A 22,060-nucleotide genomic window follows, 5' to 3' on the forward strand; every position below is an offset into this window, starting at 1 on the left:
GGCGCCTAAGTAAACTCCGCCTCCACCGTCCCCAGCCCGTCCAGCTCCATCCGCACCTTGTCGCCGGCTTTCAGCCACAGCGTCTTCACCAGGCTCCCGGTGAGAACGAGCTGTCCCGCGTGAAGACCCTTGCCCTCGGCGGCGAGATGGTTGGCGAGCCAGGCGAGTGCGTTGTGGGGATGGCCGAGCACGTCGGCGCCGGTGCCGTGGCTGACCTCCTCGCCGTTGACGATGGCGCGGCCTTTGACGGCCTTCAGGTCCGGCACCGACGAGCGCGGCACGACCTCGCCCAGCACGCAGCCGGCGGCGAAGAAATCGTCGGCGATCAACGTCGGCGCCCCCATCGTTTCCCACTTCACATAGCGGTCGTCGACGATCTCGATCGCGGGATGATAGGCCTCGACGGCTTCGCCGACCCATTCGGCCGTGAACGGCGCCTCGCCGGCGGCGAGATTGCGCTTCAACCGCACCGCGATCTCGCACTCGACGCCGACGCGGACATAGTCGGCAGCGGCGAGCCGCACGCCGCTGTCGTGCACGCCCTTCTGGAACACGCCGCCGCCGCATGGGTGTGGAATGCCGATGTAATCCTGCATCACCTGGCTGGTGCAGCCGATCTTGTAGCCGACAAGCGGGCCCGCATGCGGCAGCAGCAGATCGTGCAGCGCGCGCTGGACCTGATAGCCCTCGGCTTCATCGGCGGGAGGAACTTCGAGCGCCGCGAGCGGCGCATGGTTGCGGCGCGCCAGCGCGATCGCCTTTGCGGCTGCGAGAATTCTGTCCATCGGCGCCGGCTCCCACGCTACGCAATCAGGGGCGGCACTTCAGCATCCCGGCCGGGGCGTGACAAGCGCGGGCCGAAGAACGGCCAAGGGTGCCCTCAGTCCTTGACCAAGCCGAGCCGAATCAGGCTCTCGGCCGTCGCGAGGATCGCTTCATCGTTGGAGCGGGCCTGCCAGCCGAGCAGCGACCTGGCCTTGACGCTGGTGGAATGCCTGACCCTTCCGAGCATCGGCACCACGGCGCGCAACAGCGGAATCCGGTTCGCGGCGAGCCGCACCAGCCAGTCCGGAGCCTGGAGCCGAGGAACCCGGCGCGCGGCCGGTCCGAGTTCCTCCCGCAGCAACTTGGCGATGTCGAGGATCGACATCGTCGCGCCGGAGACTGCGATGAAGCGCTCGCCGTTGGCCTCGGGCGCCGTCATCGCCCGCAGGTGCAGGTCGGCGACGTCGCGCACGTCCACCACGCCGAAATAGACCCGCGGCACCGCCGGCACGGCGCCGTCGAGCAGCGATTTGACAATTTCGATCGAGCCGGAGAAATCCGGCCCCAGTACGGGGCCAAAAATGCCGGCGGGGTTGACGACGGACAATTCGAGCCCGCCGCCCTCCCGCGCGACAAAGTCCCAGGCCGCCCGCTCGGCCAATGTCTTGGACTTGACGTAGGGCTGCACATCGGCGCCGTCGAGATTAGTCCAGTCGGACTCGTCGAACGGCTTGTCGCGCGGCGGATGGCCGTAACCGATCGCGCCCAGCGACGAGGTGATGACGACGCGCCTGACGCCGGCCTCCCGTGCGGCACGCAGCACCCGCAGCGTGCCGTCCCGGGCCGGGATGATCATCTCGTTCTCGTCCGCGGGCACGCTGGTCGACAAGGGCGAAGCGACATGCAGCACGTAGTCGCAGCCCGCAACTGCCTCGCGCCAGCCTTGGTCTGCCGTGAGGTCCGCGGTGAAGAGGGACAGGCTGTCGGGCGAGGCCGCGCCGCCCTCGCACAGCATCGCCCGCACCTCGGCTTTCCGGTCCGGCCGGCGCACCGTCGTCCGAACCTCGTGGCCGGCGGCCAGAAGTTGCAGGACGACATGAATGCCGACGAAGCCGGATCCGCCGGTGACCAGAACGGTGCTCATTGTCAAATTTCCCTTTGCTCGGGACCGGCGAATTGGTTCCGCGCAGGCCCTGCCCAGCGCCGCATCTGGTCACTATCTGCTGCCGAACAAGTAGAATGGATTTCGAGACCGGTATGGAAAACCTGACCAGCATTTGCGAGGGCGACTGCGATTGCAGCCCCGACCCCATCCTGCTCGCCGACTTCAAGCGAACCATCCATGCCCTCGGCGGCAAATGGAAACTGGAGATCCTGTTCGCGCTGATGAACGGCGCGGTTCGTTTCGGCGCTTTGCGACGATCGATCGGCGGTATCACCCAGCACATGCTGACCGTGCAGCTGCGCGAGCTCGAGCAGGACGGGCTGGTGTCGCGCACCGCCTTCTCGGAGAAGCCGCTGCGGGTCGAGTACGGGCTGACGGATGCGGCTTACGGCCTGCTGCCGGCGTTTAAGGAAATATTGAGCTGGTCCAGGCTTTATGGGGATGCGCGCCTTGCAGCGTCGCATCAGGCCTGATTGCAGCAAGGCGTGAAGCTGCTGGATCAGTGCCTCAACACTCGAGTTGATGTCCTTGATGCGACTCGCAAAACGTCCCGCACCTGAAGTGAAGGCTGTTTCTCATCCGAACTCACGTGAGCTCGGAGGAGTTGAGTCTAGCCCATTGATCGCGATTCACTTTTCGTGATTGCGCTCGCGCGCCGAACGCGCGGTTGCAAGCGACAGGCAAAACGCCGATCACGGCGCGAAAAGGCGCGCCTTGCGTTCAAAAAACAAAGAGCCGCATCGCTGCGGCTCGGACTCTATTCGTCGCGATAGACCTTCTCGCGTTTCTCGTGGCGCTCCTGCGCTTCCACCGAGAGCGTCGCGATGGGACGGGCCTCGAGCCGCTTCAACGAGATCGGCTCGCCGGTGTCCTCGCAATAGCCGTAGGTGTTGTCCTCGATACGCTGGAGCGCGGCGTCGATCTTGGCGATCAACTTGCGCTGGCGGTCGCGGGCACGGAGTTCGATGGCGCGGTCGGTTTCGGACGATGCCCGATCGGCGAGATCGGGGTGGTTCACGTTCTCCTCCTGCAGGGCCTGCAGGGTGAGTTTGGACTCTTTGAGGATCTCATCCTTCCAGGCGAGGAGCTTCAAGCGGAAGTACTCCTTCTGCCTGTCGTTCATGAAAGGCTCTTTTTCGGTCGGTCGGTAGTTTTTCAACTTTTCCAAGGGCGGCCTATCTGTCTAAGCAACGACTCGTTCGCGGAACAGGGTCCGCTGAGCGGGGCGTTATATAGCGGCCTCCTGTGACAGACAATGTTTCCCTGATCGCCCGACCGGCGCCCCCAAGCCCTTGCACAGGAAGGTTTATCCTGGAGGGCCCGGGAGCGGCCGACGGCCTAGTAGCCGACCGTGAAACGCCGCCTCTCATGGGCCGGCCGCTCGATCTCGTCGGCGAGCGCGATGGCGTAATCCGCGAAGCTGATCCAGCTCTTCCCGTTCGCATCTGCGAGAAGCTGATCGGTCCCAAGCCGGAACTTGCCGGTGCGCTCCCCCTCGATGAACAGGGCGGACGGCGAGATGAAGGTCCAGTTCAGCTCCTTTTCCTGCCGCAGCAGGTCGAGAAAGGCCGAACCTGCCTCCGCCTCAGCCTTGTACTGAGCCGGAAAGCCGGGAGTTGTCACCAGTTTGACGCCCGGAGCCACTTCCAGACTGCCGGCCCCGCCGACGACGAGATAACGGCCGACCTTGGAGTCCTTGGCCGCACCGATCAGCTTGAGCGCATCGCTGGCCAGGAAGTGCACGGAACTCACGGCGACGTCGTGCCCGGCCCACAGCTTGGCAAGGCCTGGCTGGTCGAGCACGTCCCCCTTGGTGGGGGTGACGTTCGGCAGGACCGCGATCTTCTCGGGGTTGCGGGCGATGGCCGTCACCCTGTGGCCGCGGCGGGACAGTTCCTTGGTGATCTCCGACCCGGCCCGGCCCGAGGCGCCGGCAACTGCGATTTTCATGGAAGGCTCCTTTGCTTCTTTGGTAACTATCGGTAACTAGATATCGCAAAGAGCGCTGGTGTTAAGAGAGCACTTTGTGCTTACCTGATTACACCGGAGTAACCGGCGGCGGCCGGCAAATGAGCGGAATGGATCGTGAGGACCGACGATGAAGCCAGACGTCTATGCAGCGAACTGCCCCACGCGACAGATCCTCGACCGCGTCGGCGACAAATGGGCAGTGCTGATCCTGCTGCTGCTGCGCGAGGAGCCGATGCGCTTCAATCAGTTGCGCCGGACGATCGAAGGCATTTCGCAGAAGATGCTGAGCCAGGTTCTCAAGTCGCTCGAGCGCGATGGATTGCTCAAGCGTCACGCCATCGCAACCGTGCCGGTGACCGTGGAATACTCGATCACGCAGCTCGGCGTGACGCTCGCCGCCGCCGTCGATCCGCTGCGCGATTGGGCCGAACAGAATCTGAAAGACGTGCTCGCCGCCCAGAGCCGCTACGACGCGCAGTTGAAGGATGAAGCGGCGTAAGACGCTAGGCCTGCCCGGCCTTGGCGAGTTCGACCTCGACGCGCAGCTCGATCTCGGACAGCACCGAATCCAGGCCGGGATCGCCGGAGGACGATTTCAGGTTCGCCGCAGCGTCACGCAGCCGCATCACGGTCGAGGCGTCGAGCTTGCCGGAGAGAAGTCCCATCTTGAGATCGTCCAGCACGTCGAGCGCGGTCTTTCCGCGCACGACCGAGCGCTTGCGACGCTCGACCGGATCCTCCTCGATGCCTTGCAGCGCCAGCAGCCCGTCGATGTTGGCGGCCGCCTTCGGTGCGGCGGCGCCTCGCGTCTCCGGCGCCGACGAGGTGTCGGGTAGCACGAAGCCGCCGGAGCTGGTCCGCCTAGCCTGGTTGGCCGGCGTTCCAAGCGTGGTGCCGTTCGGTCCGTAGATGCGCATCGGAAGCAATCCGGGTGATCGATGCGCCACATTCGCCGTTTTATGGTTAACGGCCCGTAAACAGCCCGGCAAAATCTGCCGACAGGCGGCAGTTTCGCTCCTCAGGGACAACACAGGCTGAGGTCGCTCGAAACAGATTTATTCAACCAATTCAGCTACCTACCCCCGCTGCCCCGAGTTGGCACAGCGCTCGCAAGGACAGCGTCGGACCAGCTCGTCATGGGAGTGTCGTGATGGTCCTTTGATTTGAGGAGCCTCGGGGAGCAGAGGATGCCAAGCGTTCGTTGGGTGAGACTTGTGGGGGTGGCCTGCGCCGCGCTGTCAGCGCTGGTGCTCTCGGTCAATTCTGCAAGCGCGACATCGCGCATCAAGGATCTCGCCAACATCGAAGGCGTGCGGCAGAACCAGCTCATCGGCTACGGCCTCGTCGTCGGCCTCAACGGCACCGGCGACACCCTCAACAACATCCCCTTCACCAAGCAGTCGCTGCAAGCGATGCTCGAGCGCATGGGCGTCAACATCCGCGGCGCCACCATCCGCACCGGCAACGTCGCCGCCGTGATGGTGACAGGCAATCTGCCGGCCTTCGCCACCCAGGGCACGCGCATGGACGTCACCGTCTCCGCGCTGGGCGACGCCAAGAATCTCCAGGGCGGCACCCTGCTCGTCACCCCACTTCTCGGCGCGGACGGCAATGTCTATTCGGTCGCACAAGGCTCGCTCGCGATCTCCGGCTTCCAGGCCGAGGGCGAGGCGGCGAAAATCGTGCGTGGCGTGCCGACCGTCGGACGCATTGTCAACGGTGCCATCATCGAGCGCGAGATCGAGTTCGCGCTCAATCGCCTGCCGAACGTCCGCCTTGCGCTGCGCAATGCCGACTTCACCACGGCCAAGCGGATCGCCGCCGCGATCAACGACTATCTCGGCGTCAAGACCGCCGAGCCGATCGACCCGTCGACCGTGCAGCTTGCGATCCCGCCGGAGTTCAAGGGCAACGTCGTCGCCTTTCTCACCGAGATCGAGCAGCTCCAGGTCGATCCGGATCTTGCCGCCAAGATCATCATCGACGAACGCAGCGGCATCATCGTGATGGGTCGCGACGTCCGCGTCGCCACCGTTGCGGTCGCACAGGGCAACCTCACCGTCACGATCTCCGAGAGCCCGCAGGTCAGCCAGCCCAACCCGCTGTCGCGGGGGCGGACCGTGGTCGCACCGCGCAGCAGCGTCAGCGTCACCGAGGATGGCAAGAAGTTCGCCGTCGTCAAGGACGGCGTCTCGCTTCAGCAGCTCGTCGACGGCCTCAACGGTCTCGGTATCGGCCCGCGCGATCTCATCAGCATCCTGCAGGCGATCAAGGCCGCCGGTGCGATCGAAGCCGACATCGAGGTGATGTGATGCAGACCGGCATGGTCAACACCGCCCGGCTCGCCAGCTCCGCCTTCTCGGTGGAGAGCCGCAACGGCCGGCCGGACTTCGATCTCGCGGCGGCACTGCAAAAAGTCTCGCCGAAGCAGCAGGCCAAGGCGCAGAAGATCGCCACCGACTTCGAGGCGATGTTCCTCAACAGCATGTTCTCGCAGATGACCTCGGGCCTGAAGGGCGAAGGCCCGTTCGGCGACACGCCTGGCACCGGCGTGTGGCGCTCGATGCTGACCGAGCAATATTCCAAGAACTTCGCCAACGCCGGCGGCGTCGGCATCGCCACCGACGTCTATCGCACCCTGATCATGCAGCAGGCAAAAACGATCCGCACGGCATAAGGTCAAACGAGATGAACCACTTCAACGCCTCGCGTCAGCCGGTGCAAGCGCAGCGCCCGAACACCGCACCCGGCAGCGCCGAGGCGCGCAAGATCGCCGAGCAGTTGATGGATGCGATGAGTGCCCTGCTCGGTGTGATCGAGCGCGAGACCGAGCTCGTGCGCGCCGGCCAGGTCCGCGAGGCGATGACCCTCGGGAGCAAGAAGCAGGAGCTGTCGCGAAACTATGTCGGCGCCGTCACCCAGTTGAAGGCGAACCAGGCTCACCTCGCCAAATCCGCGCCCGAGCTGCTCTCGACGCTGCATCGGCACCACGATGCATTCCGCGCGATGCTCCAGGTCAACCTCACCGTGCTCGCAACCGCTCACGCGGTGTCGGAGAGCGTCGTGCGCGGCGTCAACGCCGAAATCCAGAAGCGCAACGTGCCGAACACCTACACGGCCGCGGGACGACGCGCCACGCCCGGCCCGCGCCACATCACGCCGCTCGCAGTCAGCCGCTCGCTCTGAGCGCGCGCAACAACAAGCGACAATTTTACGAAAAACCGCGCGACAACATCGTCGCGCGGTTAGGCACGTTTCCTTACCGGATGTTCAATCCCGGTGTTCCATGGTTGCGTATTGAGAGGGGTTGGGATTTGACTCACGCGAGGCAACCAGGAGGCTGCCATGAGTACAGATTTCAGCATCAGGCCGGTGGGGATACCGGTCGCCGTGCAGATCGTAACGACGTCGAATGCGGCGGCGAACGAGGCCGTGCAAACCGATCTGCCCGTGAACCAGACAGTGGCCGCTGGCGATGCGAGCGCGCCTGCACGCAATGATTTGCGAAGCAACGAGAACATCTCACGCCAGGTCGTGTTCGACCAGGCGGCGGCGTCGTTCGTCTTCCAGGTCGTCAACGACAGGACCGACGCGGTCGTCAACCAGTTCCCCGACGAAGCAATGCTGCGCCGGCGGGCCTATTTCCATGCGCAGGATTTGAAATCCGAGCCCTCGCGTCCGGCCAGCACGGACCGCAGCGCCTGACCATCGGGCGTCGAGCCTCGCAACGGCAACATCGAGATCGCTCGAACCGGTCGGTGGACCGGTAACGACGTTCTTGATCTGCGTCTTGCCGGTATCCGTCAGCATGAACTTGATGTTGCCGAAGCGGAACGAGCCGTGCTCGATCACGGACGGCCGGACAGACCAGCGGCGATATTGCGGTTGATCTCGATCAGCGGACGGAAGTGATCGAACTGCGGGCTCATCTGCAGCGCGGCGGTCTGGCTCAGCACGAACACGCTGATGTTGGCGATCTTCTGCCGGACGTCGATCGGCTGCGGATTGTTCTCGCGCATGGCCTCGCTCAGGAAAATCGTCCAGAGCTTGCGATTGAACATCAGCGCCTGCGTGGTCTGTTCGCTGAACGGCTCGGCGCTGTTGATCGCATCCTGAAGCTTGTTCGCGGCCTTGAGCAGGGTCTGCGCTTCGATGTCGCGAGGAGATGCGGTGGTCGTTGCAACACGCGCGTAGGCCGAGGCAGCGGAATTCGACATCAATCACACCCTGGAGGTTACCTAGCCCGTTGAACGCGCTTAAGGATTTCTTTCCTGACCCTAGGCAGCACCGCTTAAGATTTGCTTACATGTGTGCTTGGAAGCACTCCGGATTATTACGGGTCTCGGAGTTCTTCGTCATTGTGAAGCTAGACGCGCATGTGCACGCTGTAAACACGTCACGCGTGGTGTGCGTCGATCTCAGCTAATCCTGCCTTAGCGATCTCCCTAAAATGAACGGCGGAGCCTTAGCCCCGCCGCGAAATCGATGAGTGATCTTGCGCCGCGAAATTAGCGGAGCAGCTGCAGCACGCTCTGTTGCGACTGGTTGGCCAGCGACAGCGCGGACACCGCGATCGACTGGCGGGTCGACAGCGCCTGGCTGTTCGCCGCTTCCTCGTTGGTGTCGGCCAGCGTCAGGTTGGCCGAGCCGGTCTGCAGAACGTTGATCAGGTTCTTGGAGAAGTCCTGACGCACCTGCACGATCGACAGATTCGAACCGAGCGAAGAACCCTCGGAACGCAGCGTGCTCGAGGCGGCATTCAGGCTGGCCAGCACCTTGTTCGTGGCACCGTTGTCGATGAAGTCCGTGCCCGGAACGAGATTGCTGAGACCGAGGCCGGCCGCGTTGAACACGACGCCGTTGATGCCGAGCGTCGAACTGCCGTTCTCGTTGAAGACCAGCTTCAGCGTGTCGCCGTTGAGCAGGTTGACGCCGTTGAAGGACGAGTCCTGCGACGTCGTGTCGATCTGCGCCAGGATGTTGTTGAACTGACTGACCAGGCCGGAGCGCGCGGTCTGCGCGACGGGATCCTGAATCGGGGGCTGCGCGGTGGTAAAGGCCAGCACGCCGGTGAGTGTACCGCCGACCGTACCGCCGGCGGTACTCGAGCCGAGGGTCGAGGATGCGTACTCGTTGACGGTGGTGACCGTCAGCACGCCGTTGGCGTCGATCGTCGCCGTCAGGTGGTTGGCCTGAAGCTGCACATTGAGCTGGTCGAGCGTCTTGACCGTGCCGTTGGTGCCGTCGCCGAAGGTGACGTTGACCGGCGTGCCGCCGTTGAAGGAGGTGAAGGTCAGCGTCTTGCCGCTGACACCGCCGACACCGGAGTTGCGCGCCGCGGCGAAAGCGGTCGCCGTGCCCGTATTGCCGCTGAGACCGAACGCGTTGAGCGCATTGCCGGTGCCGGTGATCGACAGGTCGGCGTTGATGCCGGTGGAGAGCGCAAGCTGACCGCTGCTGTTGACGGACGAGGGGATCTGGCCCGCGGTGGTCTGCAGCGTCGCCGCGCCGTTGAAGATGCTGGCGGTCTTGACGCCGGTGGCGAGGTCGATCGAGTTGAGCAGGTCGGTGAGGGTCGCGCTCTGGAGGTAGACGGTCGAATTGCCGTTGCCGTCGGTGACGATGTTGCCGTTGACGCCGCCGGAGGTCACGCTCAACGCCGACTGGGGCGACTGGGCGTTTTTGAACGTGATGGTGTGGCCGTCGATGTTCAGCGTCGAGCCGTCCTGAACGAGCGAGCCGAGCGAGCCCGCGGTGGTCGATCGGTCTGCGGTCACGCTCGCATTGCCTGCGCCGGTCGCCGCGGTCAGACCCAGCTTGTTGAGGAAGTCGGCCTTGCCCGTCAGGCTCAGATCGGCGCCGGTCGAACTCTTCAGCGTGACCTGGCCGCCCGTGACGGACGATGCCACCTGCAGCGTGCCGACCGGACCGGCCGAGCCGCTGACCGTGATGGTTGCCGCGCCTGCACTGATTGCCGCGGTCTTGACGCCGCTGGCGAGGTCGATCGCGCTGAGGACGTCGTTGACAGTCGCGCCGGGCGCAGTCGGCGTTCCCTCGTAGACGATCGAATTGCCGTTACCATCGGTGGCGATGTGCCCGCTGGGGTTGAGGCCCCAGCCGGTCGGCTGCGTCGCCGGGGCAACACCGGTGCGGAAGGTAATGGTCTTGCCGTTGACCGTGATGGTGTCGCCGTCCGCGGGCGCCGCGCCGAAGGTGGTGGATGCTGTTGTGCCGACCAGCGTGGTGGTACCGGAGAGTGCAGTCGTGCCGTCGGCCGCGGTCGCGGCAAACCCGACATTCGTGCCTGCGTTTGAGCCCAGCGAGGCGCCGAGCGCGGCGGTTCCCGTGACCGGGGTCACGCCACCGGCTGCGCCGGTATAGAGCACGTTGCTCTTGGCGGTCGCGCTCGCATAGGAGGTCGTGCCGCGGAGGTCGGCGGGCGTCGCACCGGGAATCGTGGTGGAGACGTTCGATTTGGTGGAATAGCCGACCGTGGTCTGCAGCGCCTGGTTGGCGATCGACTTGGCGCTGTCGATCAGCTTCTGCAGCGAGGTGATGCCGGTGTTGGCGGCCTGGAGCACCTGCACACCGTTGTTGATGCCATCCAGCAGGTTGCCGATGTCGCTCGCCCGGTTGTCCAACCCCTGGGCCGTGAAGAAGTTGGTGGGATTGTCGAGCGCCGTGTTGACCTTCTTACCGGTCGACAGCCGCTCCTGCGTCGTGGCCAGCAAGTCGGCCGTCGACTGCAGCGACAACAGGTTCTGGCGAACGGACGCCGAGAGAACGATGTTGGACATTGGCGAGTCTTCCTCTTGAACCAGGTACGAATCGGCCGCGCGGTCTTGGAAGCGGGCTTTTGTCCAGTCTTAGAGGCTGTCCTTTAAAGTATGGTTAACGCCGGTTTAAGGGATAGGGTTAATGGGCGGTGAACGTCCCTGCCCGCCTCCGGACGCAAAAAAGCGGCGGGACAAATGGCCCCGCCGCTCTTATTTTATTCAGTGATACCAGCTACTTAGCGGAGCAGCTGGAGCACGCTCTGCTGCGAGGTGTTGGCCAGCGACAGCGCGGAGACCGCGATCGACTGGCGGGTCGAGAGCGCCTGGCTGTTGGCCGCCTCGACGTTGGTGTCGGCCAGGGTCAGGTTGGACGAACCGGTCTGCAGCACGTTGATCAGGTTCTTGTTGAAGTCCTGACGCACCTGCACCACCGAGAGGTTCGAACCGAGCGCTGAGGCTTCCGACCGCAGCGTGCTCGACGCGGCGTTCAGGTTGGTCAGCACGCGGTTGGACGCGGCGTTGTCGATGAAGTCGACACCGACGGTCAAGGCAGCGAGGCCGAGACCCTTGGAGTTGTAGGTCACGCCGGTGATGTTGAGGCTCGACTTGCCGGTCTCGTCGAACACCAGCTTGAGCTGGTCGCCGTTCAAGAGGTTGACGCCGTTGAACGAGGAGTCCTGCGAGGTCGTGTCGATCTGGTTCAGGATGTTGTTGTACTGAGACACCAGGTTCGCACGAGCCGTCTGTGCAACCGCATCCTGGACGGGGCTGGAAGCCGTCGAGAAGGTCAGCGCCGAAGTCAGCGAGCCGCCGATGCCACCGCCTGCGACGGTCGAACCGATCGTCGAAGACGCGTAGTCGTTGGACGCGGTGATGGTCAGCCGGCCGTTGGCGTCGATCGTGGCAGCCAGGTTGTTGGCCAGAAGCTGCGTGTTGAGCTGATCGAGCGTCTTGACCGTGCCGTTGGTGCCGTCGCCGAAGGTGACATTGACCGCCGTGCCGCCGTTGAAGGCGGAGAAGGTCAAGGTCTTGCCGGCAATGCCGCCGACACCGGAGGTGCGCGCCGCGGTGAATGCCGACGCGCTGCCGGTGTTGCCGGCCAGCCCGAATACATTCAGTGCGTTGCCTGAGCCCGTGATTGACAGATCGGCGTTGATGCCGGTCGAGAGCTTGAGCTGACCGGACGTATTGATCGTCGAGTTCGACTGGCCTGTTGCGGTCGCAAGCGTCGCCGTGCCGTTGGCGTTGATCGTCGCGGTCTGCACGCCGGTGGCAAGGTCGATCGCCTTCAGTACGTCGGCAACGGTGCCGGACTGCAGATAGACGGTCGAGTTGCCGTTACCGTCGGTGACGACCGCACCGTTCGCACCATACCCGCTCGGAACGCTCGGAGCACCGGTCGAACCCGGGGTCGGCGCGTTCTTGAAGGTGATGGTGTGACCATCGACGTTGAGCGACGAACCGTCCGTAAGGGTTGCACCCAGCGAGGCCGCGCTCGTGGTTCGGTTGACGGACACGCTCGCATTGCCTGCACCGGAAGATGTCGTCAGGGCGAGAGCCTTGAGCAGGTCGGCCTTGCCGGTGACGCTCAGATCCGCACCCGTCGAGCTCTTCAGCGTGACGGCACCGCCGGCAGCGCTCGAGGCGGTCTGGCCGACGCTGGTGGCGATCGTCGCTGCACCCGCAGTGATGGACACCGTCTTCACACCGCTGGCGAGATCGATTGCAGCCAACAGATCGTTGACGTTCGCAGCCGGGGCGCCCGCGGTGCCGAGATAGACGGTGGTGTTGCCGCTGCCGTCGGTGACGAGATTGCCGCTGACGCCCGAGCCGGACGCAACCGCGGTCGAGGCCGGAGCCGAGCCCGAGCGGAAGGTGATGGTCTTGCCGTTCACGGTCAGCGTGTCGCCGTCGGCCGGCTGGGCGTTGCCGGACAGACCGGTTGCGGTGGTGCCGTTGGTGGCGATCAGCGTGATGGTGCCGGTCAGCGCCGTGGTGCCGTCGCCGGCCGTTGCGCCAGTGCTGGCAAAGGAGCCGATGGTGGCGCCGAGCGTCGTGGTGCCGGTTGCGGCCGTGGTGCCGCCGGCCGTGCCGTTATAGAGCACGTTGCTGCTCGCGGTCGCGCTGGCAAAGGACGTGGTTCCGCGCAGATCGGCCGCCGTCGCACCCGCGATGGTGGTGGAGACGTTGGACTTGGTGGAGTAGCCGACGGTGGTCTGCAGCGCCTGGTTGGCGATCGACTTCGCAGAGTCGATCAGCTTCTGCAGCGAGGTCAGGCCGGTGTTGGCGGCCTGCAGCACCTGCACGCCGTTGGCGATACCGTCGAGCAGATTGTTGATGTCGCTGGCGCGGTTGTCGAGCGACTGTGCCGTGAAGAAGTTGGTGGGATTGTCCAGGGCCGAGTTGACGCTCTTGCCGGTCGACAGACGGTTCTGTGTGGTGGCGAGAAGATCAGCGGTGGACTGGAGAGACAGCAGGTTCTGACGAACCGACGCAGAGAGAACAATACCGGACATGACTCTTACCCTTCTGGTTTACGCGTCTTCGTTCGATCGCTTCGGATCGAGTGACGGGGACAGCGTGCCGCGACATGGCTAACAAAGGGTGAAACGACACGCGCCCGCATTAAGCGCGGGTTCACCATAAGCGCGGGGAAGGCGTGGTCCCGGCCGGCAATCAGCCTGAAATCATTGGCTTTTATCCGCGCTTACTCTCCATTAACCATAACCGCTGGTTACTTTTTGGAGCGCTGCGTGGCTGCTCGAATGACAAATGACGAAACAAAAAAGCGGCGGGGCCGAAGCCCCGCCGCCGTAGTCGTCTTAAGATGTCGTCCGCTTGTTAGCGGAGCAGCTGCAGCACGCTCTGCTGCGACTGGTTGGCCAGCGACAGCGCGGAGACCGCGATGGACTGGCGGGTCGACAGCGCCTGGCTGTTCGCGGCTTCGACGTTGGTGTCGGCCAAGGTCAGGTTCGACGAACCGGTCTGCAGCACGTTGATCAGGTTCTTGTTGAAGTCCTGACGCACCTGCACGATCGTGAGGTTTGAACCAAGGCTCGACGCTTCCGAACGCAGCGTGCTCGACGCCGAGTTCAGATTGGTCAGCACCTTGTTGGTCGCGGCGTTGTCGATGAAATCGACACCGCTGGTCAGCGAGGCCAGGCCGAGACCCTTGGAGTTATAGGTCACGCCGGTGATGCTCAGGTTCGACTTGCCGGTCTCGTCGAACACCAGCTTGAGCTGGTCGCCGTTCAGCAGGTTGACGCCGTTGAACGAGGAGTCCTGCGAGGTCGAGTCGATCTGCGCAAGGATGTTGTTGTACTGGCCGACCAGGTTCGAACGCGAGGTCTGGGCAACCGTGTCCTGGACGGGGCTGGAAGCCGTCGAGAACGTCAGCGAGGAGGTCAGCGTGCCGCCGATCGAACCACCCGCGGCGCTCGAACCGATCGTCGAGGACGCGTAGTCGTTGGTGGTCGAGACCGTCAGCAGGCCATTGGCGTCGATCGTCGCCGTCAGGTTGTTGGCCTGAAGCTTCGTGTTGAGCTGATCGAGCGTCTTGACCGTGCCGTTGGTGCCGTCGCCGAAGGTGGCATTGACCGCCGTGCCGCCGTTGAAGGAGGTGAAGGTCAGCGTCTTGCCCGTGAGGCCGCCGACGCCCGAGGTCCGTGCCGCGGTGAAGGCGCTCGCAGTGCCGGTGTTGCCGGCGAAGCCAAGCGCGTTCAGCGCATTGCCGGTGCCGGTGATCGACAGATCGGCGTTGACGCCGGTCGAGATCTTGAGCTGACCCGAGGCGTTGATCGACGAGTTGGTCTGGCCGGTCGCCGTCGCAAGCGTCGCGGTGCCGTTGGCATTGACCGTCGCGGTCTGCACGCCACTGGCAAGGTCGATCGCCTTGAGCACGTCGTTAATCGTGCCGGCCTGCAGATAGACCGTCGAGTTGCCGGCGCCGTCGGTGAGGACGTTACCGCTCGCACCATACCCGCTCGGAACGCTCGGAGCACCGGTCGAGCCCGGGATCGGCGCGTTCTTGAAGGTGATGACGTGACCGTCGACGTTCAGCGTCGAACCGTCGGCGATGGTCGCACCCAGCGAGGCCGCGCTCGTGGTCCGGTTGACGCTCACGGTGGCATTGCCGCCGCCCACGGCCGTCGTCAAGGTGAGAGCCTTGAGCAGGTCGGCCTTGCCGGTGACGCTCAGATCCGCACCCGTCGAGCTCTTCAGCGTGACGGCGCCGCCGGCAGCGGTTGAGGCGGTCTGGCCGACGCTGGTGGCGAACGTCGCTGCACCCGCGGTGATGGACACCGTCTTCACGCCGCTGGCCAGATCGATTGCGGTCAACAGATCGTTGACGTTCGCAGCCGGGGTGCCCGCGGTGCCGAGATAGACAGTGGTGTTGCCGCTGCCGTCGGTGACGAGATTGCCGCTGACGCCCGAACCGGACGCAACCGCGGTCGAAGCCGGAGCGGAGCCGCTGCGGAAGGTGATGGTCTTGCCGTTCACGGTCAGCGTGTCGCCGTCGGCCGGCTGGGCGTTGCCGGACAGGCCGGTTGCGGTGGTGCCGTTGGTCGCGATCAGCGTGATGGTGCCGGTCAGCGCCGTGGTGCCGTCGCCGGCCGTTGCGCCAGTGCTGGCGAACGAGCCGATGGTGGCGCCGAGGGTCGTGCTGCCGCTTGCCGCCGTGGTGCCGCCGGCCGTGCCGTTATACACGACGTTGCTGCTCGCGGTCGCGCTGGCAAAGGAGGTGGTGCCGCGCAGATCGGCCGCCGTCGCACCTGCGATGGTGGTGGAGACGTTGGACTTGGTGGAGTAGCCGACGGTGGTCTGCAGCGCCTGGTTGGCGATCGACTTCGCAGAGTCGATCAGCTTCTGCAGCGAGGTGATGCCGGTGTTGGCGGCCTGCAGCACCTGCACGCCGTTGGCGATGCCATCGAGGAGATTGTTGATGTCGCTGGCGCGGTTGTCGAGCGACTGTGCGGTGAAGAAGTTGGTGGGATTGTCCAGGGCCGAGTTGACGCTCTTGCCGGTCGACAGGCGGCTCTGCGTGGTGGCGAGAAGATCAGCGGTGGACTGGAGGGAGAGCAGGTTCTGACGAACCGACGAGGAGAGAACAATACCGGACATTGAGTGTTACCCTTCTGGTACGCAACGCAACAAACTTCGATTAGGATTAATCGATGTCCGGGACGGTGAACGCAGACGGCTAACAAAGCATGAAGCGTGTCGCGCCAGTCCTTGCGTGGATTCACCATGTGCGCGATCGAAGCCGGATCTGGCTCGCTCATATCGTCATGATTGGATGACGCTTTTCCGTGCAGCGACGCGATGTTTGCGACTTGTCAACCATAACTGAGAGTGAGCAATCGGCTGCATCCGAATGCATCGTCTGCGCTTTGCCGCGGCACTTTGGTGCCGGCGCAAAAAGAAAGCGGCGGGGCCGAAGCCCCGCCGCCATAGTCGTCTTGCGATGTCGTCCGCTTGTTAGCGGAGCAGCTGCAGCACGCTCTGCTGCGACTGGTTGGCCAGCGACAGCGCGGAGACCGCGATGGACTGGCGGGTCGACAGCGCCTGGCTGTTGGCCGCTTCGGTGTTGGTGTCGGCCAGGGTCAGGTTGGACGAACCGGTCTGCAGCACGTTGATCAGGCTCTTGTTGAAGTCCTGACGCACCTGCACCACCGAGAGGTTCGAGCCGAGGCTCGACGCTTCCGAACGCAGCGTGCTCGACGCGGCATTCAGGTTCGACAGCACCTTGTTGGTCGCGGAGTTGTCGATGAAGTCGACACCGCTGGTCAGCGCAGCAAGGCCGAGACCCTTGGAGTTGTAGGTCACGCCCGTGATGCTCAGGTTCGACTTGCCGGTCTCGTCGAACACCAGCTTGAGCTGGTCGCCGTTCAGCAGGTTGACGCCGTTGAACGAGGAGTCCTGCGAAGTCGTGTCGATCTGGTTCAGGATGTTGTTGTACTGAGACACCAGGTTCGAACGCGAGGTCTGGGCAACCGTGTCCTGGACGGGGCTGGAAGCCGTCGAGAACGTCAGCGAGGAGGTCAGCGTGCCGCCGATCGAACCACCCGCGGCGCTCGAACCGATCGTCGAGGACGCGTAGTCGTTGGTGGTCGAAACCGTCAGCAGGCCGTTGGCGTCGATCGTCGCCGTCAGGTTGTTGGCCTGAAGCTTCGTGTTGAGCTGATCGAGCGTCTTGACCGTGCCGTTGGTGCCGTCGCCGAAGGTGACGTTGACCGCCGTGCCGCCGTTGAAGGAGGAGAAGGTCAATGTCTTGCCGCTGATGCCGCCGACGCCCGAGGTACGCGCCGCAGTGAAGGCGCTCGAGGTGCCGGTATTGCCGGCGAAGCCGAGCGCATTCAACGCATTGCCGGTGCCGGTGATCGACAGATCGGCGTTGACGCCGGTCGAGATCTTGAGCTGACCCGAGGCGTTGATCGACGAGTTGGTCTGGCCGGTCGCCGTCGCAAGCGTCGCGGTGCCGTTGGCATTGACCGTCGCGGTCTGCACGCCGGTGGCAAGGTCGATCGCCTTGAGCACGTCGTTGACCGTGCCGGCCTGCAGATAGACCGTCGAGTTGCCGGCGCCGTCGGTGAGGACGTTACCGCTCGCACCATACCCGCTCGGAACGCTCGGAGCACCGGTCGAGCCCGGGATCGGCGCGTTCTTGAAGGTGATGACGTGACCGTCGACGTTCAGCGTCGAACCGTCGGCGATGGTCGCACCTAGCGAGGCCGCGCTCGTGGTCCGGTTGACGCTCACGGTGGCGTTGCCGCCGCCCACGGCCGTCGTCAGGGCGAGAGCCTTGAGCAGGTCGGCCTTGCCGGTGACGCTCAGATCCGCACCCGTCGAGCTCTTCAGCGTGACGGCGCCGCCGGCAGCGGTTGAGGCGGTCTGGCCGACGCTGGTGGCGAACGTCGCTGCACCCGCGGTGATGGACACCGTCTTCACGCCGCTGGCCAGATCGATTGCGGTCAACAGATCGTTGACGTTCGCAGCCGGGGTGCCCGCGGTGCCGAGATAGACAGTGGTGTTGCCGCTGCCGTCGGTGACGAGATTGCCGCTGACGCCCGAACCGGACGCAACCGCGGTCGAAGCCGGAGCGGAGCCGCTGCGGAAGGTGATGGTCTTGCCGTTCACGGTCAGCGTGTCGCCGTCGGCCGGCTGGGCGTTGCCGGACAGGCCGGTTGCGGTGGTGCCGTTGGTCGCGATCAGCGTGATGGTGCCGGTCAGCGCCGTGGTGCCGTCGCCGGCCGTTGCGCCAGTGCTGGCGAACGAGCCGATGGTGGCGCCGAGGGTCGTGCTGCCGCTCGCCGCCGTGGTGCCGCCGGCTGTGCCGCTATACACAACGTTGCTGCTCGCGGTCGCGCTGGCGAAGGAGGTGGTGCCGCGCAGATCGGCCGCCGTCGCACCCGCGATCGAGGCGGAGACGTTGGACTTGGTGGAGTAGCCGACGGTGGTCTGCAGCGCCTGGTTGGCGATCGACTTCGCAGAGTCGATCAGCTTCTGCAGCGAAGTGATGCCGGTGTTGGCAGCCTGCAGCACCTGCACGCCGTTGGCGATACCGTCGAGCAGATTGTTGATGTCGCTGGCGCGGTTGTCGAGCGACTGTGCGGTGAAGAAGTTGGTGGGATTGTCCAGGGCCGAGTTGACGCTCTTGCCGGTCGACAGACGGTTCTGCGTGGTGGCGAGAAGATCAGCGGTGGACTGGAGGGAGAGCAGGTTCTGACGAACCGACGAGGAGAGAACGATACCGGACATTGGGTGTTACCTTTCTGGTAAACGACGCTTACTGTTACGCGTCTGCATGGATCGAGTGACCCAGCGACCGGCGGACCGTGGGGCGGAGTCCTCTAACGAAACATGAAATGAAATTGGCGCTTTTGCTGAGTCGGCGCGCGATTCGGCCCAGTCGCACACTCGCGACGCCACGCAGCCAGGCGATTTCAGCCTTGATATGATTGAGCTTTTCCGCGGCATCGGCCGGGATTTACAACTCGTTAACTAGTCTTGATGGAGTATTGCGCCCTGATCCGCCGCAATACACGCTCGGTTACGAAAGCGTTGATGGAGAACAGGCATGGCCCTCAAGGTCGAGCTCAGACCGCACGAACGCATCATCGTCGGTAACTGCGTAATAACCAACACCGACCAGCGCGCCCGCCTTCTGATCGACGGCGACAACGTGCCGATCCTGCGCGAACGCGACATCCTCACGCCGGAGACCGCCGATACGCCTGCCAAGCTCGTCTATCTGGCGGTCCAGCTCATGTACATCTCGCCGGATCCGCAGACCCAGCACGGCACCTATTTCAACCTGGTGCGCGACATCGTCACCGCGGTGCCGAGCTCGTGGCCGATCATCGAAGGCATCAACAACAACATCCTCAACGGCGACCTCTATCGCGCGCTGAAGGATGCCCGCAAGCTGATCGCCTATGAAGAGAAATTGCGGGGCCAGTTCGAGGCCACGCATCCCAAGACGGAAGCGGACCAGGACGTCAGCACCGCCGCCTGATCCCACGCGTTCGCGTGCCCACGCCGCGCGAACGACCAGGCCGCACGACGACCAAGCCTCATAAACGGCAACGGCCCCGGATCGCCTCCGGGGCCGTTGTCGTTTCGGGCCTGCGTCAATACTACTGCGCCGCGAGCGGCGGCGCCTCGACCTCGATCACTCCCCCGCTCCGCCGTCCGCCGAATTCCAGCACGGCCGCGATCAGCGCATCGATGTCAGTCTCGTCGGTGCGATGATTGACGATCGCGGCGCGGATCGCAAACCTGCCGTCCAGCGTGGTGCTCGACGGCGCCGCTACGCCGGACTCCTGGATGTCCGCGACGATCTCGCGATTGACCTCATCCGCGGCGCGGTAACGGAAGCAGACGATATTGAGATTGACCGGTGCCAGCAATTCAAGCCGCTGCTCGGCAAGAACGCGAGTCTCCAGATATTTCGCCAGCGCACAGCTTCGCGCGATCACCGCACCGAGCCGATTTGTGCCGAACGTCTTCAGCGTGAACCATGTCTTCAGCGCACGGAAGCCGCGCGACAGATCGGGGCCGAGATCGCAGGGCCAGACCGCGCCCGCCGCAAGCCCCCTCGCCTCGCGACGCAGATAGGCCGCGGGCTGCGCAAAAGCCTGCCGATGCTGCTCGCCGTCGCGCACCAGCAGGAAGCCGGCGTCATAAGGCACCTGTCCCCATTTGTGGAAGTCGAGCGCAATGGAATCCGCAAGCTCGATGCCTCCGAGCAGCGGCGCGAGTTCGGGCGACAGGATCGCGAGCGCACCGAAGGCGCCGTCGACGTGAAACCAGATTCCCTCCTCGCGGCACAGCTCCGCGATCGCCTTGAGATCGTCGATCGCACCGATGTCGACCGTACCAGCGGATGCGACGACCAGGAACGGCTTGAAGCCGACCTCGCGATCGATCGCGATCTGCGCACGCAGCGCGGCAACGTCGATGCGATGATCGGCATCGACGCCGATCTTGCGCAGCGCATCGCTGCCGAGCCCGGCGATGTCCATCGCCCTCGAGACGCAGCCATGCGCGGCCTGCGATGTATATGCGGTGAGAAGCGCACCGTCATTGCCGATGCCGTACTGCCGCGCCAGCGTGCCGAGCGTACTCGTGCGTGCCACCAGCACCGCCATCAGATTCGCCATCGACGTGCCCGTGACGAAGATGCCGCTCGCGCTCTCCGGGAAGGCGAACAGGCGGCGCATCCAGTCGATGACCTGCCGCTCGACCTCGATCGGCATGTGGTCGCGGCCGCCGAGATTGGCGTTGAGGCCTGCCGCGAGCATTTCCGCGACCATGCCAACCGCGGTACCGCCGCCATGTACCCAGCCCATGAAAGCGGGATGGACGTTGCCGGTCGCATAGGGCGCGACATGTTCGGTGAAGTCGCGATAGACGTCGGCGAGATCGCTCGCCTCGCGCGGCACGTCGGCCTTGAATGCCGCGCGAACGCCGTCGGGGATCGGCTGCCACACTGGACGCGCGCGAACGTTGGCGATCCCGTCGATGGTCTCGTCAAGCATGCGATGGGCAAGCGCGCGAAACTCGCTCCAGTCCTGCGGATCGAGCGAAGTCTGCGTGACGGACCTTTGCGTATTGCGGATGATCTCGTTCATGCTGCACTCTCCTCGCCCGCTCGCGCATGCCGCGACAGCATCGCCGTAAACGCCGCGAAGATCTTGCGCATCTGCGGCGGCTTGTACGGAAACACGGCCGGCGGATCCATGTTGTGCACGACGGCGGTGTTGTCGGCCTCGAAGACCAGCAGCTCGCGGTTCTGGTTCTCGGCGCAATCGACGATGAAGTAATCGAGGCCGACGCGCCTGCTCATTTCGTCCAGCGCGATTTTGTGGCGCGCTGCGAACGCATGGTCGAAGTCGAGCATGAAGACGGCTTCCTCGGCCCGCTTCTCCTCGCTGAACGCCATGAAGGCGTTGAGATACCAGATGTCCCAGCGATCGGCGATCGCCATATGGCAGGCATAGGGTTTGCCGTCGACCATGGCGAGACGATATTTGCGGTAGAGCCCGTCGGGACTGACATAATCTACGAAACGCGCGACGAAAAAGTCGTGTTCGTGCCGCTCGGCAAGATAGGCAGCGAGCGCCTCCGCATCGTCGAGCTTGGCGAGCCCGACGCCGGCATGCGTGCCGCGCGGCCGCACGATCATCGGAAAACGCAGTTCGCCCGTGATCTCCTCGCAAACGATCTTGCCTTGCGAAAGCTCCGACAATTGCGCGCGCGTCGTGGGGGCGGTCACGGGAATGTCGAGACCGGGCACGTCCGCCAGCAACCGATACAGCTTGTCGCGATCGAGATTGCCGATGAGATCGGGACGATTGAGCAGCGGCCTCGGCCAATGCGGCGCGGCCTTCTCGATCAGCGCGAGTGCCTCCCGGCACTCCTCGGAATCCGATGCGATCACGATGGCGACGTCGTGCTCGGGCAGAGTCTCCGGCAGGCCGATGCCCTTGACCACGTAGAGCGTCAACAGCTCGATGTCGGAGTCTTCAAGCAGGAAATCGATCGGCGTGTTGCCGCCCATGTCGATATCGGCGGCGAGCGCGAGCACGCGCAGCCGGGGTTTTGCAGCAGCGCAAGGCGTACGAAACAATTGGTGGAAGGAGAGCACTTCGGTCTGGATCACCAGCCCGGCCTCCTTCTCGCCGAGAAGCTGGGCAATCAGCGAGAGATCGAGGCCTTCCCCGGCCTCCGCCGTCCCCTCCTCGATCCGCGCCAGCAGCCGCTCGCGCAACGGATGCAGGTCGCCGCCCTCGAAGGCGCGGCGCGTCAACTGCGCAAAGCCGATGCGGTCGGCATGGTTCGGCGCGGTCACGCCGCTCTGCGCGGAAACTGGATGTTGCAT

At 64.4% G+C, this 22,060-nt stretch carries 19 protein-coding genes; 7 read left to right on the forward strand and 12 right to left on the reverse strand.

The window, feature by feature from the left end:
* Positions 1-5 precede the first annotated feature (5 nt).
* Both BRA471DRAFT_RS25050 and BRA471DRAFT_RS25055 read right to left on the reverse strand, forming a co-directional pair.
* The gene (locus tag BRA471DRAFT_RS25050) at positions 6-785 is read right to left on the reverse strand and encodes a 2-keto-4-pentenoate hydratase (protein WP_007612306.1); all 780 of its coding nucleotides are present in this window, start codon (positions 783-785) and stop codon (positions 6-8) included.
* Between the two features lie 95 nt (positions 786-880).
* Positions 881-1,909: an aldehyde reductase gene (locus BRA471DRAFT_RS25055; RefSeq protein ID WP_007612308.1), complete on the reverse strand. Its 1,029-nt coding sequence runs from the start codon at positions 1,907-1,909 to the stop codon at positions 881-883.
* Positions 1,910-2,004: 95 nt separating this feature from the next.
* Between BRA471DRAFT_RS25055 and BRA471DRAFT_RS25060 the strand changes: the two genes are divergently transcribed.
* Positions 2,005-2,403 carry a helix-turn-helix domain-containing protein gene (locus tag BRA471DRAFT_RS25060; protein WP_198287838.1) on the forward strand — a complete coding sequence of 133 codons (399 nt, stop codon included), beginning with the start codon at positions 2,005-2,007 and terminating at the stop codon, positions 2,401-2,403.
* Between the two features lie 284 nt (positions 2,404-2,687).
* On the opposite strand, the gene dksA is transcribed toward BRA471DRAFT_RS25060, so the two are convergent.
* Positions 2,688-3,053 carry an RNA polymerase-binding protein DksA gene (gene dksA / locus BRA471DRAFT_RS25065; protein ID WP_008554760.1) on the reverse strand — a complete coding sequence of 122 codons (366 nt, stop codon included), beginning with the start codon at positions 3,051-3,053 and terminating at the stop codon, positions 2,688-2,690.
* Between the two features lie 215 nt (positions 3,054-3,268).
* Complete coding sequence (locus BRA471DRAFT_RS25070) at positions 3,269-3,880, reverse strand: NAD(P)-dependent oxidoreductase (protein ID WP_007612311.1); 612 nt, start codon at positions 3,878-3,880, stop codon at positions 3,269-3,271.
* 148 nt (positions 3,881-4,028) lie between these two features.
* Between BRA471DRAFT_RS25070 and BRA471DRAFT_RS25075 the strand changes: the two genes are divergently transcribed.
* Positions 4,029-4,400, forward strand: a complete 372-nt coding sequence (locus BRA471DRAFT_RS25075) for a helix-turn-helix domain-containing protein (protein ID WP_007612312.1) — start codon at positions 4,029-4,031, stop codon at positions 4,398-4,400.
* Between the two features lie 4 nt (positions 4,401-4,404).
* On the opposite strand, the gene BRA471DRAFT_RS25080 is transcribed toward BRA471DRAFT_RS25075, so the two are convergent.
* Positions 4,405-4,818, reverse strand: a complete 414-nt coding sequence (locus tag BRA471DRAFT_RS25080; RefSeq protein WP_007612313.1) for a flagellar assembly protein FliX — start codon at positions 4,816-4,818, stop codon at positions 4,405-4,407.
* Positions 4,819-5,088: 270 nt separating this feature from the next.
* Between BRA471DRAFT_RS25080 and BRA471DRAFT_RS25085 the strand changes: the two genes are divergently transcribed.
* The 4 genes from BRA471DRAFT_RS25085 (at position 5,089) to BRA471DRAFT_RS25100 (ending at position 7,606) form a co-directional block, all read left to right on the forward strand.
* A complete protein-coding gene (locus tag BRA471DRAFT_RS25085; protein WP_007602120.1) occupies positions 5,089-6,213 on the forward strand; it encodes a flagellar basal body P-ring protein FlgI in 1,125 nt (374 codons plus the stop codon).
* Positions 6,213-6,578, forward strand: a complete 366-nt coding sequence (gene flgJ / locus BRA471DRAFT_RS25090) for a flagellar assembly peptidoglycan hydrolase FlgJ (RefSeq protein ID WP_007612314.1) — start codon at positions 6,213-6,215, stop codon at positions 6,576-6,578. The genes BRA471DRAFT_RS25085 and flgJ overlap by 1 nt, the downstream gene beginning before the upstream one ends.
* An 11-nt stretch (positions 6,579-6,589) precedes the next feature.
* Positions 6,590-7,087, forward strand: coding sequence for a hypothetical protein (locus tag BRA471DRAFT_RS25095; protein ID WP_007612316.1), 498 nt, complete (start codon positions 6,590-6,592; stop codon positions 7,085-7,087).
* Positions 7,088-7,246: 159 nt separating this feature from the next.
* Positions 7,247-7,606 (forward strand): hypothetical protein, encoded by a 360-nt coding sequence (locus BRA471DRAFT_RS25100; protein WP_007612317.1) that lies wholly within the window; start codon positions 7,247-7,249, stop codon positions 7,604-7,606.
* Positions 7,607-7,749: 143 nt separating this feature from the next.
* Here BRA471DRAFT_RS25100 and flaF read toward each other — a convergent pair whose 3' ends face one another.
* From flaF to BRA471DRAFT_RS25125, 5 genes are all read right to left on the reverse strand, one after another.
* Entirely contained in the window at positions 7,750-8,118 is a 369-nt protein-coding gene (flaF, locus tag BRA471DRAFT_RS25105; protein WP_007612319.1) for a flagellar biosynthesis regulator FlaF, read from the reverse strand.
* A gap of 291 nt (positions 8,119-8,409) precedes the next feature.
* On the reverse strand, positions 8,410-10,698 hold the full coding sequence (locus BRA471DRAFT_RS25110) for a DUF1522 domain-containing protein (RefSeq protein ID WP_007612321.1): 2,289 nt from the start codon (positions 10,696-10,698) through the stop codon (positions 8,410-8,412).
* Positions 10,699-10,913: 215 nt separating this feature from the next.
* Positions 10,914-13,193: a DUF1522 domain-containing protein gene (locus tag BRA471DRAFT_RS25115; RefSeq protein WP_007612322.1), complete on the reverse strand. Its 2,280-nt coding sequence runs from the start codon at positions 13,191-13,193 to the stop codon at positions 10,914-10,916.
* Between the two features lie 325 nt (positions 13,194-13,518).
* Positions 13,519-15,798, reverse strand: a complete 2,280-nt coding sequence (locus BRA471DRAFT_RS25120) for a DUF1522 domain-containing protein (protein WP_007612323.1) — start codon at positions 15,796-15,798, stop codon at positions 13,519-13,521.
* Positions 15,799-16,155: 357 nt separating this feature from the next.
* A complete protein-coding gene (locus BRA471DRAFT_RS25125) occupies positions 16,156-18,435 on the reverse strand; it encodes a DUF1522 domain-containing protein (protein WP_007612324.1) in 2,280 nt (759 codons plus the stop codon).
* Between the two features lie 319 nt (positions 18,436-18,754).
* On the opposite strand from BRA471DRAFT_RS25125, the gene flbT reads away from it, so the two are divergent.
* Complete coding sequence (flbT, locus tag BRA471DRAFT_RS25130; protein WP_007612328.1) at positions 18,755-19,192, forward strand: flagellar biosynthesis repressor FlbT; 438 nt, start codon at positions 18,755-18,757, stop codon at positions 19,190-19,192.
* A 121-nt stretch (positions 19,193-19,313) separates the two neighbouring features.
* On the opposite strand, the gene BRA471DRAFT_RS25135 is transcribed toward flbT, so the two are convergent.
* Complete coding sequence (locus tag BRA471DRAFT_RS25135; RefSeq protein WP_007612329.1) at positions 19,314-20,810, reverse strand: aspartate aminotransferase family protein; 1,497 nt, start codon at positions 20,808-20,810, stop codon at positions 19,314-19,316.
* Positions 20,807-22,060: a RimK family alpha-L-glutamate ligase gene (locus BRA471DRAFT_RS25140; RefSeq protein ID WP_007612337.1), complete on the reverse strand. Its 1,254-nt coding sequence runs from the start codon at positions 22,058-22,060 to the stop codon at positions 20,807-20,809. Before BRA471DRAFT_RS25140 ends, BRA471DRAFT_RS25135 begins: the two co-directional genes overlap by 4 nt.

Origin of the sequence: Bradyrhizobium sp. WSM471 (assembly GCF_000244915.1) — a bacterium.
GTDB lineage: Bacteria > Pseudomonadota > Alphaproteobacteria > Rhizobiales > Xanthobacteraceae > Bradyrhizobium.

Excerpts from the sequence above, each read along its gene's own strand:
- BRA471DRAFT_RS25050 (WP_007612306.1), bottom strand. The coding sequence starts at position 785 with ATGGACAGAATTCTCGCAGCCGCAAAGGCGATCGCGCTGGCGCGCCGC.
- BRA471DRAFT_RS25055 (WP_007612308.1), bottom strand. The coding sequence starts at position 1,909 with ATGAGCACCGTTCTGGTCACCGGCGGATCCGGCTTCGTCGGCATTCAT.
- BRA471DRAFT_RS25060 (WP_198287838.1), top strand. The coding sequence starts at position 2,005 with ATGGATTTCGAGACCGGTATGGAAAACCTGACCAGCATTTGCGAGGGC.
- dksA (WP_008554760.1), bottom strand. The coding sequence starts at position 3,053 with ATGAACGACAGGCAGAAGGAGTACTTCCGCTTGAAGCTCCTCGCCTGG.
- BRA471DRAFT_RS25070 (WP_007612311.1), bottom strand. The coding sequence starts at position 3,880 with ATGAAAATCGCAGTTGCCGGCGCCTCGGGCCGGGCCGGGTCGGAGATC.
- BRA471DRAFT_RS25075 (WP_007612312.1), top strand. The coding sequence starts at position 4,029 with ATGAAGCCAGACGTCTATGCAGCGAACTGCCCCACGCGACAGATCCTC.
- BRA471DRAFT_RS25080 (WP_007612313.1), bottom strand. The coding sequence starts at position 4,818 with ATGCGCATCTACGGACCGAACGGCACCACGCTTGGAACGCCGGCCAAC.
- BRA471DRAFT_RS25085 (WP_007602120.1), top strand. The coding sequence starts at position 5,089 with ATGCCAAGCGTTCGTTGGGTGAGACTTGTGGGGGTGGCCTGCGCCGCG.
- flgJ (WP_007612314.1), top strand. The coding sequence starts at position 6,213 with ATGCAGACCGGCATGGTCAACACCGCCCGGCTCGCCAGCTCCGCCTTC.
- BRA471DRAFT_RS25095 (WP_007612316.1), top strand. The coding sequence starts at position 6,590 with ATGAACCACTTCAACGCCTCGCGTCAGCCGGTGCAAGCGCAGCGCCCG.
- BRA471DRAFT_RS25100 (WP_007612317.1), top strand. The coding sequence starts at position 7,247 with ATGAGTACAGATTTCAGCATCAGGCCGGTGGGGATACCGGTCGCCGTG.
- flaF (WP_007612319.1), bottom strand. The coding sequence starts at position 8,118 with ATGTCGAATTCCGCTGCCTCGGCCTACGCGCGTGTTGCAACGACCACC.
- BRA471DRAFT_RS25110 (WP_007612321.1), bottom strand. The coding sequence starts at position 10,698 with ATGTCCAACATCGTTCTCTCGGCGTCCGTTCGCCAGAACCTGTTGTCG.
- BRA471DRAFT_RS25115 (WP_007612322.1), bottom strand. The coding sequence starts at position 13,193 with ATGTCCGGTATTGTTCTCTCTGCGTCGGTTCGTCAGAACCTGCTGTCT.
- BRA471DRAFT_RS25120 (WP_007612323.1), bottom strand. The coding sequence starts at position 15,798 with ATGTCCGGTATTGTTCTCTCCTCGTCGGTTCGTCAGAACCTGCTCTCC.
- BRA471DRAFT_RS25125 (WP_007612324.1), bottom strand. The coding sequence starts at position 18,435 with ATGTCCGGTATCGTTCTCTCCTCGTCGGTTCGTCAGAACCTGCTCTCC.
- flbT (WP_007612328.1), top strand. The coding sequence starts at position 18,755 with ATGGCCCTCAAGGTCGAGCTCAGACCGCACGAACGCATCATCGTCGGT.
- BRA471DRAFT_RS25135 (WP_007612329.1), bottom strand. The coding sequence starts at position 20,810 with ATGAACGAGATCATCCGCAATACGCAAAGGTCCGTCACGCAGACTTCG.
- BRA471DRAFT_RS25140 (WP_007612337.1), bottom strand. The coding sequence starts at position 22,060 with ATGCAACATCCAGTTTCCGCGCAGAGCGGCGTGACCGCGCCGAACCAT.